The following is a 13966-nucleotide window of genomic DNA, read 5'->3' on the forward strand; positions in this document are numbered from 1 at the left end:
TCGAACACGTGTTCGAATGCGACCGGACGTCGATCACCCTCCGGTGGAATCCTGTACGACCGTCGATCGCTCGGGTGAGACCAGCTCGCGGGCGATCCCCTCGACGTCCACGTCGACCAGCCGTCCCGCCCAGACGGAGACCTGCAGCTCCGCGGCGTGCTGCCACAGAGCGCGCCCGCTCGACAGGTCGAACGCCACGAGCGTCGACCGCCCGCCCGAGCTGCCGTACGCCAGGGCGTAGCCGACCGTGCGGCCCGCCGCCGCCAGCACGGCTCCGTCGGGCAGCGACACCCGGGAGCCGGCCGAGCCGGTGGAGCCGTCGAGCGCGCGCACCACGACCGGGCCGGGCCCGGCGGCGGTCGCGGTCGCGAAGACGCGGTCGTCGGTCTGTCCCGGCAGGCCGTCCACGGCGGACGAGCTCGACGCCGGGTCCGTCCAGCGCACCTCTCCCGTCGAGAGGTCGAGACAGGTGACGGTCTGTGAGCGTACGTCGGTCACGGCCAGGCAGGACCGTGTCACCGAATAGCTGCCCCGGACCCCGCGGTCCGAGCTCCAGAGGCGCTCGCCGTCGGCGGTCAACGCCACGAAGCCGGCGTCTCCTCGTCCCGTGGCCGCGCCTCCTCGGGGGGCGTAGACGACGTCGTCGTGCACGACGTAGCCGATCAGTCGGTCGAGCCGCGCGGCCCAGGGTCGTTCGACGCCCGTGGCCAGGTCGACCTGGACGGTGCCGTCCGCTCCGGCCACCACGAGTCGGTCGCTCAGGGCGAGGGCGGTTCCCGCGGTCGAGGCGGCGCCGCTCCACACGACCCGGTCGAGGTCGCGCGCGTCCCGGAGGTCGTATCGATAGACGCCGCCCACGCCCTGCTGCCGGCCGGTGACGACGACGGCTCCGACGGTCTGGAACTGGTCCCCGTCGCCGGCCGAGCCGGTCTCGACCACGTCGACGGGGCGACCCGTCTCGACCGACAACGTCAGCAGCACCTGCGCGCCGTCGGCCGAGGCTCGGACCAGCACCAGCCCGGTATCCGCCACCGTCGTGACGGACGACACGAGCGCCGGGCCGACCAGGCCGAGGCGATCGAGGTCGTCGGCGACGTCGTGCACCCACCGGAATGCGCCGTGGTCGACGTCGAGCGCGCCGATGCGCGTCCCGACACCCTGGGTCGGGGTGGCGCAGTCGCCGTCGTTGGCGAAGCCGTAGGTCCAGGCCCCGGCGGCACTCACGAGCGCGACCCCGTGGTCGACGGGCGTGGCCCGGTAGCGCAGGCATTCGGCCGGAGCCTCGGGCGCGAGGGCGCCCTGCAGGTCGACACGCCATCCGGACGTGGTGGGTCGCTGCCGCAGGTCGTCGACGGCGATGCCCTGCCAGGGCTCGTCGCCGCCGTACTCCGGCTGCGTGGGCGCGACGAGGACCGTGGTGGCGAGCGCGGCCACGGCCAGGGCGACGTAGGTCAGCGCGAGCCGGCGCCCGGCTCTCACGAGGTGGCCCCGACCCGCGCGGTGTCGACGAGTCGTCGGGCGACCCCCTGCTCGTCGATGCTCACGAGGTGGCCGCCCCAGAACACCACGGTGCCCGACGTCGAGGTCGACCAGAGTCGCCGTCCGTCGTCCAGGTCGAGCGCCGCCACGTCACGTCCCGACGACCGACCGTCGTCGGTCTGCAGGTAGAGCACCGACCGACCCGCCACCGCCAGGTCGTCGAGCAGCCCGACGGACGCGCTGAACCGGGTGTGCCCGTCGGCGCCGTCCAAGGCGAGCAGGCGCGACCCGCCCGACCGTTGCACGATGACGAACACGTCGTCGCCGCGTTGGCCGGGCACGGCTTCGACCGCGAACGGTGCGCCCAGGTCGGTGGTCCAGCGGGCCGTGCCGTCGCGCGGGTCGAGGCACTCCGCCGTCGTGTCGTCGCCGGTCACCACCAGGACGCAGGACGGCGTGACGGACAGGCGACGGCCACTGGTCGGCCTGCTCCAGACGGCTTCGCCGTCCTCGTCCAGCGCCTCGACGGTGCCGTTCGCGCGGGTCCGCTCGATGCCGAAGGCGACGACGCGGCGGCCGCCGCCGGCCGTCACGGACGAGCCGTCGGGTGGCACGGCGATCTCATCGGGCGACGCCGCGAAGGGACGTTCCCGGCCCGTGACGCCGTCGACGAACACCGTCTCGCCGCCCCTCGACACGAGGGCGCCGTCGTTCAGCAGCGCGGGTGAGCTGCCCGTGTCGACCCCGCCCTCCCACACCGGGTCGGCGAGACGGGAGGCGTCCACGAGCTGGTACCGGTCGCCCGATCCGGCGATGCCCGAGAACGTGCGCAGTTGCAGGCGTCCCCGCGAGTCGACGCCGACGCTCGGCAGGTCGCGTCGGCCGCGGGTGGACTCGGCCAGGGTCCCGTCCTCGAGGTCCAGCGCCGCGAGCACCGTCGCCCCCGTCGTCTGCGTCTGCACCAGCACGCGACCGGCCGAGGGCACGACCTCGGTCGCGGGGATGCTCAGGGCGTCGGTGTCGGGGACGTCCCTGGCGAGGTCGTGAACCCACCGGACCGTGCCCGTGGCCGTCTCCACCAGGCCGATCAGGCTCGTGCTGGCCTCTGAGGCGTACGACCGGCAGGCCGGCGCGCCCAGGGCGTCGCCGAAGTCGAGGTCGACCGAGGTGCCGACCGCCACGAGCCCGTCGACGGCCGGCGACGTCCAGAAGTTCAGGCAGCGGCGGGGCGCGTCCGGGGCGAGCGCCGCGGCCAGGTCGAGCGTCCAGCCGGTCGCGTCGGGCGACCGTCTGAGGTCGTCGACCGCGAGACCGGTCCACGGTCGGCCGTCACCGTAGTGCGGAGCCACCGAGACCGCCCCGGCGGCCACGATCGTGGCCGCCCCGACCAGAGCGGCCAGCACGGCGACGAGGCGACGACCCGGGGAGGCGCGGTGCCAGCGGTCGACGGCCCGCGCCTCCTCGGGGCGGTCGCGTGCGCTCTCGGAGTGGCTCATGGTCGGCCTCCTCGTCGAGCGCTGCCGTCGTCCGCCGGACGGGTGTCGTCATGCTATTCGGAGCCCTCGCCCCAGGTGCTCGCCACGGACCCGGTGACGCACCGGGAATGGTCGTCGCCGCGGCGGCGTTCACCCCGCGAGCGTCGAGAAACGTGCCGGAAACACTGGCGTAGACTCCACGGATCATCTTGCCGTCGATACAGGAGAAGGGGCGTGCCCGTGGGTAGGACGCTGGCCGAGAAAGTGTGGGACGACCACGTCGTCGTCAAGGGCGAAGACGGCGCCCCCGACCTTCTCTACATCGACCTCCACCTCGTGCACGAGGTCACCAGCCCCCAAGCGTTCGACGGACTGCGCCAGGCCGACCGGCCCCTCCGCCGCACCGACCTGACGATCGCCACCGAGGACCACAACACGCCGACCCTGGCGATCGACAAGCCGATCGCCGACCTCACCAGTCGCACCCAGATCGAGACCCTCCGCCGCAACACGGCCGAGTTCGGCGTGCGTCTGCACCCGCTGGGCGACGCCGAGCAGGGCATCGTGCACGTCGTCGGCCCGCAACTCGGCCTGACCATGCCGGGCATCACCGTCGTCTGCGGCGACTCCCACACCTCGACCCACGGGGCCTTCGGGGCCATGGCGTTCGGCATCGGCACGAGCGAGGTCGAGCACGTCATGGCCACGCAGACGCTGCCGCTCAAGCCGTTCAAGACCATGGCGGTCACGGTCGAGGGCACGCTGCGCCCCGGCGTCACGGCGAAGGACATCATCCTCGCCGTCATCGCGCAGATCGGTACCGGCGGCGGCCAGGGCTACGTGCTCGAGTACCGGGGCAGCGCCATCCGGGCCCTGTCGATGGAGGGGCGCATGACGATCTGCAACATGTCGATCGAAGCCGGTGCCCGGGCGGGCATGGTGGCGCCCGACCAGACCACGTACGACTACCTCCAGGGCCGGCCGCACGCTCCGACCGGGACGGACTGGGACGACGCCGTCGCCTACTGGGACACTCTGCCGACCGACGACGACGCCGTGTTCGACGCCGAGATCTTCCTCGACGCCGATGTTCTCGAGCCCTTCGTCACCTGGGGCACGAACCCGGGCCAGGGCGTGTCGCTCAGCGACTCCGTGCCCGACCCCGAGGCCGTGGTCGACCCCAACGAGAAAGCCGCGGCGACTCGCGCGCTCGAGTACATGGCGCTCGAGGCCGGTACTCCGATGAAGGCCATCCCCGTGGATGCCGTCTTCATGGGCTCGTGCACCAACAGCCGCATCGAAGACCTCCGGGCATTCGCGTCCATCATCCGTGGCCGCACCAAGGCCGAGGGTGTGCGCGTCATGGTCGTGCCGGGCTCGGCCCGCGTGCGACTCGAGGCCGAGGCCGAGGGGCTCGACGAGGTGTTCACCGACTTCGGTGCCGAGTGGCGTTTCGCCGGATGCTCGATGTGCCTGGGCATGAACCCCGACCAGCTCGCTCCGGGCGAACGCTGCGCGTCGACCTCGAACCGCAACTTCGAGGGCCGCCAGGGCAAGGGCGGACGGACGCATCTCGTCTCGCCGCTCGTCGCCGCGGCGACCGCCGTGCGCGGCACGCTGTCCTCTCCGTGGGATCTCCAGGCCGACGATGCCGCGGCGGCATCCGCCGACGTCCGGATGACCGACGAGCCCGTCCTCGCCGACGGCACCGACCGGGCAGGGGCCCTCTGATGCAGAAGTTCACGACCGTCACCGGGGTCGCCGCGCCGCTCCAGCGATCGAACGTCGACACCGACCAGATCATCCCCGCGCAATTCCTCAAGCGGGTCACCAAGACCGGCTTCGAGGACGCCCTCTTCTTCGGTTGGCGCAACGACCCCCAGTTCGTGCTCAACCGGCCCGAGTTCCAGGGCGCCCGCGTCCTCGTCGCCGGCCCGGACTTCGGCACCGGCTCGAGCCGCGAGCACGCCGTCTGGGCGCTGCGCGACTTCGGCTTCGACGTCATCATCAGCTCGCGCTTCGGCGACATCTTCCGGGGCAACTCGGGCAAGCAGGGACTGCTCGCCGCGGCCGTCGACGAAGCGGACGTCGAGAGCATCTGGGCCGAGATCGACCGTCGGCCGGGCATCGAGATCACGGTCGACCTCGAGGCGCAGACCGCCACGATCGGCAGCCTCACCGTCGGATTCGAAGTCGATGCCTACACTAAGTGGCGTCTCCTCGAAGGCCTCGACGACATCGGCCTGACCCTCCGCGACGAAGCGGCCATCACAGAATTCGAATCCCGCCGCGCCACCTGGCGCCCGAAGACATTGCCGGTGAAGTAAGTGAACTCTCTCGTCCAAGACGCAGCAGCAGCAGGCGCCCGTGTGGGACTGACCTCCGATGAGATCGTCATCCGAGGCGGCAAGCCGCTGATCGGTCGCATCGAGGTGCGTGGTGCCAAGAACCTGGCCACCAAGGCCATGGTCGCGGCCCTGTTGGGTGACACGCCCAGCATCCTGAAGGACGTCCCCGACATCAGCGACGTCAACGTCGTCCGCGGTCTTCTCTCGGTGCACGGTGTGCGCATCACCGACCCGGCTCGTGGCGAGATGATCCTCGACCCGTCGAACGTCGAGTCGGCGCACTTCGCCGAGATCGACGCCCATGCCGGCTCGAGCCGCATCCCCATCCTCTTCTGCGGCCCGTTGCTGCACCGTCTGGGCGAGGCGTTCATCCCCGACCTCGGCGGTTGCCGCATCGGTGACCGGCCGATCGACTTCCACCTCGACGCCCTGCGTGCCTTCGGCGCCGTCGTCGACAAGTCGTACAACGGCATCCACCTCACCGCACCCAACGGTCTGACCGGTGCCAACATCGAGCTGCCCTACCCGAGCGTCGGTGCCACCGAGCAGGTGCTGCTGACCGCGGTGCTCGCCAAGGGCGTCACCGAACTGCGCAACGCCGCGATCGAGCCCGAGATCATGGACCTCATCGCCATCCTCCAGAAGATGGGCGCCGTCGTCTCGGTCGAGCCCAACCGCGTCATCTTCATCGAGGGCGTCGACAAACTGCGCGGCTACACGCACCGAGCGATCAACGACCGCAACGAGGCCGCGAGCTGGGCCTCGGCCGCACTCGCGACCAAGGGCGACATCTTCGTCGAGGGCGCCGACCAGAAAGACCTCATGACGTTCCTCAACGTCTTCCGCAAGGTCGGCGGCGACTTCGACGTCCACGAGGACGGCATCCGCTTCTTCCACCCGGGTGGTGAGCTCAAGCCCGTCGTCGTCGAGACCGACGTCCACCCCGGGTTCATGACGGACTGGCAGCAGCCGCTCATCGTCGCCCTCACCCAGGCCCAGGGCACCTCGGTCGTCCACGAGACGGTCTACGAGAACCGCTTCCAGTTCACCGAGGCCCTCAACGACATGGGTGCCGACATCACCGTCCACAAGGACGGTCTGCCCGACCACGACCGCCGTGTCGCCCGACGTGAGTTCGAGCAGGCCGCCGTCATCAACGGACCGACGGCCCTGCACGGTGCCGACATCCGCGTGCCCGACCTGAGGGGCGGGTTCAGCCACCTCATCGCCGCTCTGACCGCCGAGGGCGAATCGAAGATCAGCAACGTCGGCATCATCAGCCGCGGCTACGAGCACTTCATCGCGAAGCTGCGCAAGCTGGGCGCCGACTTCGACTTCAAGGGCTGATCGACCGGTGTCGACAGCCGACCCCGACGCTCCCGTCGTCCCGGTCCCGGCGAGCCGGCGTCGCAAGGAGAAAGGCGCGATCTTCCGCCTCCTCGCGACGCCCGCCGCGCCGCTCTTCGACCTGATGGCGTCCATCGACATCCTCGACGGGCACAAGTTGCCGGCCGAGGGCGCGTTCGTCCTCACGCCGAACCATTACACGAACATCGACCCGGTCGTCGTCGGCCGCGTGATGTGGGCCCTCGGGCGCGTGCCGCGCTTCCTCGCCAAGGCGTCGTTGTTCCGTGTGCCGGTGTTCGGTCGGCTGATGCACGCCATGGGCCACATCCCCGTCGAACGGGCCGGCCGCACGCACGACAACGATCCTCTGGCAGCCGGTCGCACGCTCGTCGCCAGCGGGGGTGGTGTGATCGTGTATCCCGAGGGCACGCTGACCCGCGACCCCGACCTCTGGCCGATGAAGGGCAAGAGCGGTGCGGTCCGTCTCGCCCTCGCCGCCGGGGTCCCGGTCATCCCCATGGCGCACTGGGGCAGCCAGCACCTCATGGGACGCTATTCGAGCCGTCTGCGGGCCTTTCCTCGCAAGCGCATCACCGTCGTGGTCGGTGATCCGGTCGACCTCTCGGCCTACCGCGGCCGGCCCCTCGACCAGGCGTCCGTCACGGCCGCCACCGCGCTGGTGATGGAGGCCGTCACCGAGCTCGTCGAACGGCTCCGCGGCGAGAAGGCCCCCGTCGAACGGTGGAACCCTGCCAAGAACCACCAGAAAGAGACAGGTCGTTTTGAGTAGCTCCGAGTCACGCGAAGGCGCCATCGAGGCACTCGGAGAAGGGGCGGTCACGACCGAGGCGATCTCGATCGTCCTGCGCGATTCGATCCCGCGCCGGGTCGCCGTGCTGGGCTCGGGCAGCTGGGGCACCACCTTCGCCAAGGTCCTCGCCGAGGGCGGCGCCGACGTCACCCTCTGGGCCCGTCGCCCCGAGGTCGCCCGAGAGATCACCGAGAGCAAGCGCAACAGCGACTACCTGCCCGGCATCAACCTGCCCCGCACGCTGGTCGCCACCCCGTCGGTCGAGCAGGCATTGGCGGGGGCCGAGCAGGTCTACCTGTCGGTGCCCAGCCAGACGTTGCGTGACAACCTGACGGCGATCCGCGGCATGGTGCCGTCCGGGGTTCCGGTCGTGAGCCTGATGAAGGGCGTCGAGAAGGCCACCGGATTGCGCATGAGCGAGGTCATCGAGGCCGAGCTCGGTGTCGACCGCGACCTGATCGCCGTCGCCTCGGGGCCCAACCTCGCACTCGAGATCGCGAAGCGCCAGCCCACGGCCGCCGTCGTGTCGTCGCACAGCCTCGACACGGCCACCCTGGTGGCGACCACCGCCACGAACCCGTACTTCCGCTCGTTCGTGAACACCGACGTGATCGGTACCGAGTTCGGCGGTGTGCTCAAGAATCTCATCGCCGTCGCGATCGGCATCGTCGACGGTGTCGGTTACGGCGAGAACACCAAGGCGTCGATCATCACCCGCGGGCTGGCCGAGATGACGGCGTTCGCGGTGTCGTTCGGGGCGAAGGCCGAGACCCTCGCCGGACTCGCGGGGCTCGGTGACCTCATCGCCACCTGCGAGTCGCCGTTGTCACGCAACAACACCGCCGGCCGCTTGCTCGGGCAGGGCTACGCCTTCGGCGACGTCGTGCGGCAGATGAACCAGACCGCCGAAGGGCTGGCGTCGGTCGCGCCGATCCTCGAACTCGCCCGGTCGCGCGGTGTCGACATGCCCATCGTCCAGCAGGTGGCCGAGGTGCTCGCCGGTACACTCGACCCGCGCAACATCGCCCCGCATCTCACCGAGACGGACGAACCGCAGGGCGAGTGACCGCGAGGTCGTGCACGCCGGGGGTGTGCGACGACCAGAGCCCGCGAACCGCGGGTCGGCCTTGCGGGCCGTGACACCGACGAAAGGCCCCTCATGGCGAGCACCGAGCCCACAGCGACCACCCGCCTCGACTCGGTCGACGCTTCGTCTCCCGAGGTGGCCAGGACGGTCGTGGTCGTCCTCTTCGGCGGTCGTTCCAGTGAGCACTCCATCAGCTGCGCCACGGCCGGGGGAGTCCTCTCGGCGATCGACCGCACCCGCTACGACGTGGTCCCCGTGGGCATCACGGTGGACGGCGCGTTCACCCTGCAGCCTGACGACGCGAAGCGGTTCGCGCTCGACGCCGAGACGTTGCCGACCGTCGAGGACAACGGCACGCGCATCCATTGGCCGGAGTCGTCCACCACCCGTGAGTTGACCGTCACCGACTCCGACGGCTCGACCCGTCTGCTGGGCGAGGTCGACGTGGTGTTCCCGATCCTCCACGGCCCGTTCGGCGAGGACGGCACGGTGCAGGGCCTGCTCGAGCTGACCGGCCTGCCCTACGTCGGGGCGGGCGTGCTCGCGTCGTCGCTCGGAATGGACAAGCACTTCACCAAGACCGTGCTGCAGGCCGCCGGCCTGGCCGTCGCCCCGTGGCGCACCGTCCGTCGTCGCGACTGGGACGCCGAGCCCGAGCGGGTTGCCGGCGACGTCGAGGCGCTCGGTTACCCCCTGTTCGTGAAGCCCGCCCGAGCCGGGTCCAGCGTCGGGGTGTCGCGTGTCGATTCACCCACCGAGTTGGGCGCGGCCATGGCCAAGGCGTTCGTCGAGGACCACAAGGTGCTCGTCGAGTCCGCGGTCCTCGGCCGCGAGATCGAATGCGCCGTACTCGGTGGGCGGGACGGGGCGTCGCCGCGTACCTCGGTCGCGGGCGAGATCGTCCTGGCGAGCGATGCCTTCTACGACTTCGAGTCGAAGTACCTCGGTGCCCCCGGGGCCGACCTGGTCTGCCCCGCCGACCTCGCGCCCGACGAGCTGGCCGAGATGCAGCGGCTCGCCGCCCTGGCCTTCGAGGCCATCGACGGCACGGGCCTCGCCCGCGTCGACTTCTTCTTGACCGACGGCGGCTGGGTCATCAACGAGGTCAACACCATGCCCGGCTTCACGCCCATCTCGATGTTCCCTGCCTGCTGGCTCGCGAGCGGCCTCAGTTACCCCGAGCTGATCGACGAGCTGATCGCGCTCGGCCTCGAGACCGAGCGCTGAGCGTCCCTGCCCGGTGACCGGGCCGGTGGTGTGCAAGAAGCGAGCGCCAGGCCCCGGCAGCGCTAGGAGGTCGGGGTGGCGGAGGGCTCGTCGGCCGACCCGGCCGAGCCGGGCAGATCGCCCGCGCCGACGCACTTCTTGCCGTCGTTCGGCAGATAGCCGACCGCGTCGGCCAGGTCGCGCAGCACGTTGCCGCCGTTCGCCTTGGTGGTGTCGACGATCACCTGGACGCCGGGGTCCCGACCGTACGTGGTGAGGATCGAGGTCTCGGCGTCGTCCGGGTCCTGGTCGACCAGCCAGTCGACGCCCTGGATGTCGTAGCAGGGCAGGTCGGACACCGCGGGCGTCTCGACGCCGCAGTGCAGCAACACGCTCGTCGGCGAACCCCAGGCGCCGGTCGCCTGGGCATCGGTCTCGCGGCGGTCCTGCCCGTCGTCGACCACCTCGGGCAGGTGGACGGTGACCTGGGCGCAGGCCGGGTCGTTCGCCCCCGCGGCGGGCTGCATCGGGACGGCCTGCGCGCAGCCGACGAGCGTCGTCGCGAGGCCGGCCCCGACGAGCACGAGGGCCGAGGCGCGAAGGCGGGGACGGAGGCGCGCGGCGAGGCGCGAGGACGGGTTCGACATCGCATCCAGGCTACCGTTCAGCACATGGAACGACGCTCCACGGAACCCCGCCCGGACGACGCCGACACCGTCGAGGGCGTCGGTGAGCTCGCAACCCTCGCCCGCATCCTGCCGCGTCTGCCCCGGGGCGACGACACGCTGCTCGGGCCGGGCGACGACGCCGCCGTGGTCGCCGCCCCCGACGCACGGTTCGTCGTGACGACCGACCTCATGGTCCACGGGCCCGACTTCCGTCGTGCCTGGTCGACGCCCCACGACCTGGGGTGGAAGGCCGCGGCGTCGAACCTGTCGGACGTGGCGGCGATGGGTGCGCGGCCCACAGCCCTCGTCGTGGCCCTCGCCGTGCCCGGCGACACACCGGTGACCGACCTCGAGGACTTCGCGGACGGCCTGCGCGAGGGGTGCGCCGCCATGGCCCCGGGCACGGGTGTCGTCGGCGGCGACCTCTCGGTCTCGCCGACCTTCACCGTCGCGGTGACGGCGTTCGGCGATCTCGAAGGCCGGGCCCCGGTGCGACGGGACGGCGCTCGACCCGGTGACGTCGTGGCGGTCTCGGGGGCGCTCGGTCGGTCCGCGCGCGGACTCGACCTGCTGTTCCGCCTCGGGGTCGACCACGAGGGGGTGCCCGATGCCGCAGCCGCCCGTGCCCTCCGTGATCGAGACCCGGACGTGGGCTGGCACCTCGCGCCCACCCCGCCCGTGGCCGCAGGTCGCTCGGCAGCGCGTGCCGGTGCGACCGCGATGCTGGACCTCTCGGACGGGCTCGCCCTCGACGCCGGTCGCGTGGCACGCGCCAGTGGGGTCGTGATCGACCTGTCGGGCGCGGAACTGGGTGACGACCCGCGGCTCGCCCTCGGGGGAGGCGAGGACCACACGCTCTTCGCCACGTTCCCGCCCGACGTCTCGGTGCCCAGCGCCTTTCGCGTCGTCGGGACGGTCCGCGACCCGGCAGGAGGCGCGCCCCGCGTCACCGTCGACGGTTCCGACCTCGGCGAGGCCGGCGGGTGGGACCCGTACCGCCTGTGGTCGGGGGCGCAGGGCTGAGAACCCGACCCGCGCCTCCTGTGGTCCGGCTCAGTCGCGCAGAGCGAACCAGACCGTCGTGTCGCCGTACTGCTTCTTCACGTCGAGGGTGAGACCGTCCGGCCAGCCCGGCTCGCCGTCTCGCGAGGCGCGCTCGACGACGACGAGGGCCTGCTCGTCGAGCGAGGGCAGCAGCGCGACGAGGTCGGCGGTGAGCTCGGCGGCGGACAGCTCGTAGGGCGGGTCGAAGAAGACCAGGTCGACGAGCGCCGAGCCTCCTTCGAGGTACGACCGCACGGGCTGACCGACCACGTCGACCCGCGGGGGAGTGCCCTGCGGCGGCCGGGGTGCCCGGGCCAGCACCGATTCGACGTTGCGGCGCAGCACCTTCGCCGCGGCCGGCGCCTTCTCGACGAGCACGACCGAGGCGGCCCCCCGCGACGCGGCCTCGAGCCCGAGTCCGCCCGTGCCGGCGTAGAGATCGAGCACACGCCTGCCCCGGATCTCGTCGCGTGCGTCGAGTGACGAGAACAACGCCTCGCGCACCCGGTCGCTCGTGGGCCGGGTGCCGACCTTGGGGACGACGAGCGAGAGGTTGTCGGCGAAGCCGGAGATGATGCGGGACATGGGGTCAACCATGCCAGGTCGTCCCGGGTGGTCAGGCGCCCTCCGGTTCGAGCAACTCGACAACGCATCGCCGTCGACGGCCGCGCCCGGTCGTCGGACCTGCACAACCGAATTGTCGACGACCGCGTCGGTCGACAGCATCGGATGCCATGACCAGCGTTGATCGTACTGTGAGGCCCTCGTTCACCAAGTCGCTGTTCGCGGGGCGCATCGCCTCCGAGCTCGTCCTCCCGTACCCGGGGATGACCGTTGCCGAGAAGGCCCGGGTCGAGACGGTCTCCGCGTCCGCCCGCGAGGTGCTGGCCGGATACGACCCCCTGAAGGCCGAACGCGACGGGTGGATCGGTGACGACACGATCCGTGAGCTCGGCGAGCGGGGCCTCATGGGGCTCTTCGTCTCCGAGGAGTACGGCGGCCTGGGGCTCGGCCAGAGCGCCTACTGCCGGGTCTACGAGGAGTTCGGACGGGTCGACGGCACCCTGGCCACCGTCATGGGGGTCCACCAGTCGATCGGCACCAAGCCGCTGCACCTCTACGGCACCGACGACCAGAAGGCCCGGTGGCTGCCCGACCTGGCGAGCGGGCGGAAGCTCGCCGCCTTCGTGCTCACCGAACCGAACGTGGGCAGCGACGCCTACGCGCTCGAGACCCGGGCCGAGAGACAGAGCGACGGCAGTTGGCTGCTCAACGGCGAGAAGCGGTGGATCGGGAACGGCGACAAGGACGTCCTGACGGTCTTCGCGCAGAGCGACCTCGGGCACGTCGCGTTGATCGTCGAGAAGGGCATGGAGGGGCTGAGCACCGGGCCGCGCTTCGAGACCCACGGCCTGAAGGCCAACCACCTCCAGCGCGTCCACTTCAACGACGTCCGGGTGCCCGCGGAGAACCTCCTCGGCGAACCCGGCGACGGCTTCCGCATCGCGGTCAACACGCTCAACAACGGACGCATGTCGATGGGGACGGCCATCGCCGGCGGCATGAAGCGGTTCCTCGAGCTGAGCCTCGAGCACACGGAGGCGCGGCACCAGTTCGGCAGGCCGTTGGCCGACTTCGAGATGGTGGGTGACAAGCTCGCCTGGATGACGCAGCAGATCTACGGGGTCGAGTCGATGTCGTACCTGACCACGGGGCTCGTCGACCGCGGTGACACCGACTTCGCACTGGAGTCCGCCCTGACCAAGGTCGCGGCGAGCGACACCGGGTGGTACGCCCTGAACCGGGCCGTGCAACTGCACGGCGGCGAGGCCTACATGGAGGGCCATCCGCTGTCGAAGGCGCTGCGTGACTTCCGCATCTTCCCGATCTTCGAAGGAGCCAACGACGTCCTGCGGGCGTTCGTCGCCCTGAACGGCCTCAAGACCCTGAGCGAAGAACTGCCCGACGTGGCCTCGCTGCGCCTCGGTGACCCGGGTCGGGCCCTGGGGGTGTTGGCACCGTACGTCGCGGGGCGCGTGCAGCGTCGCGTCCGTCCCGATCGACCGGTCGGGGTTCACCCGGCGCTCGCGAAGCAGGCCGCGGCACTCGGCGACCAGGTCTCCCGGTTGCGCGAGCGCACCGAGGGCGCCCTCCGTACGTACGGCAAGAAGGTGCAAGAGAAGCAGCTCGTCCAGAAGCGCCTCGCCGACGCGGCGAGCGGCATCTACGCGCAGACCGCCGTCCTGTCCCGCGCCACGGCGGCCCTGCAGGAGGCGCGGCCCGACTCCGACGCGGAGCGTCACCTGGCCGTCGGCTTCTGCAAGCAGTCCGCCCGCGCGGTGGGGCGACAGCTGAGGGCGCTCGAGGTGAACGACGACGGGCACGTGGCCGATCTCGCGAAGGCGACCCGCGCCTCCGGCCGGTACACCTTCTCGCTCTGACCGGGTCCGATCCCGGGGCGGCCGGAAGGGGGCTCTGTCGGGGGCGGGCGCTAGCGTGGT

At 71.2% G+C, this 13966-nt stretch carries 12 protein-coding genes; 8 read left to right on the top strand and 4 right to left on the bottom strand.

Annotated elements, in window-relative coordinates:
* Positions 1–33: 33 nt before the first annotated feature.
* The gene (locus HRF36_RS02630) at positions 34–1479 is read right to left on the bottom strand and encodes a hypothetical protein (protein ID WP_173205796.1); all 1446 of its coding nucleotides are present in this window, start codon (positions 1477–1479) and stop codon (positions 34–36) included.
* Entirely contained in the window at positions 1476–2975 is a 1500-nt protein-coding gene (locus HRF36_RS02635) for a PQQ-binding-like beta-propeller repeat protein (protein WP_173205799.1), read from the bottom strand. Before HRF36_RS02635 ends, HRF36_RS02630 begins: the two co-directional genes overlap by 4 nt.
* Positions 2976–3194: 219 nt before the next feature.
* Here HRF36_RS02635 and leuC point away from each other — a divergent pair, with 219 nt between their 5' ends.
* The 6 genes from leuC (at position 3195) to HRF36_RS02665 (ending at position 9774) form a co-directional block, all read left to right on the top strand.
* Entirely contained in the window at positions 3195–4685 is a 1491-nt protein-coding gene (leuC, locus tag HRF36_RS02640; RefSeq protein ID WP_371739973.1) for a 3-isopropylmalate dehydratase large subunit, read from the top strand.
* Positions 4685–5281 (top strand): 3-isopropylmalate dehydratase small subunit, encoded by a 597-nt coding sequence (leuD, locus tag HRF36_RS02645; protein WP_173205802.1) that lies wholly within the window; start codon positions 4685–4687, stop codon positions 5279–5281. The genes leuC and leuD overlap by 1 nt, the downstream gene beginning before the upstream one ends.
* The gene (murA, locus tag HRF36_RS02650; RefSeq protein ID WP_173205805.1) at positions 5282–6649 is read left to right on the top strand and encodes a UDP-N-acetylglucosamine 1-carboxyvinyltransferase; all 1368 of its coding nucleotides are present in this window, start codon (positions 5282–5284) and stop codon (positions 6647–6649) included.
* 7 nt (positions 6650–6656) lie between these two features.
* Positions 6657–7439 carry a lysophospholipid acyltransferase family protein gene (locus HRF36_RS02655; RefSeq protein WP_371739974.1) on the top strand — a complete coding sequence of 261 codons (783 nt, stop codon included), beginning with the start codon at positions 6657–6659 and terminating at the stop codon, positions 7437–7439.
* A gap of 103 nt (positions 7440–7542) precedes the next feature.
* A complete protein-coding gene (locus HRF36_RS02660) occupies positions 7543–8526 on the top strand; it encodes an NAD(P)H-dependent glycerol-3-phosphate dehydrogenase (RefSeq protein WP_371740046.1) in 984 nt (327 codons plus the stop codon).
* Between the two features lie 156 nt (positions 8527–8682).
* A complete protein-coding gene (locus HRF36_RS02665) occupies positions 8683–9774 on the top strand; it encodes a D-alanine--D-alanine ligase family protein (RefSeq protein WP_371740047.1) in 1092 nt (363 codons plus the stop codon).
* A gap of 62 nt (positions 9775–9836) precedes the next feature.
* Here the strand turns inward: HRF36_RS02665 and HRF36_RS02670 are convergent, their stop codons facing one another.
* Entirely contained in the window at positions 9837–10400 is a 564-nt protein-coding gene (locus HRF36_RS02670; protein ID WP_173205810.1) for a DUF3515 family protein, read from the bottom strand.
* A 24-nt stretch (positions 10401–10424) separates the two neighbouring features.
* On the opposite strand from HRF36_RS02670, the gene HRF36_RS02675 reads away from it, so the two are divergent.
* Positions 10425–11444, top strand: a complete 1020-nt coding sequence (locus HRF36_RS02675; RefSeq protein WP_173205813.1) for a thiamine-phosphate kinase — start codon at positions 10425–10427, stop codon at positions 11442–11444.
* Positions 11445–11474: 30 nt separating this feature from the next.
* Here HRF36_RS02675 and rsmD read toward each other — a convergent pair whose 3' ends face one another.
* A complete protein-coding gene (rsmD, locus tag HRF36_RS02680; RefSeq protein ID WP_173205817.1) occupies positions 11475–12050 on the bottom strand; it encodes a 16S rRNA (guanine(966)-N(2))-methyltransferase RsmD in 576 nt (191 codons plus the stop codon).
* Positions 12051–12199: 149 nt separating this feature from the next.
* On the opposite strand from rsmD, the gene HRF36_RS02685 reads away from it, so the two are divergent.
* Positions 12200–13906: an acyl-CoA dehydrogenase family protein gene (locus HRF36_RS02685; protein WP_173205820.1), complete on the top strand. Its 1707-nt coding sequence runs from the start codon at positions 12200–12202 to the stop codon at positions 13904–13906.
* Positions 13907–13966: the final 60 nt, after the last annotated feature.

Origin of the sequence: Frigoribacterium sp. VKM Ac-2836 (assembly GCF_013248995.1) — a bacterium.
Taxonomy (GTDB): Bacteria; Actinomycetota; Actinomycetes; order Actinomycetales; family Microbacteriaceae; genus Frigoribacterium.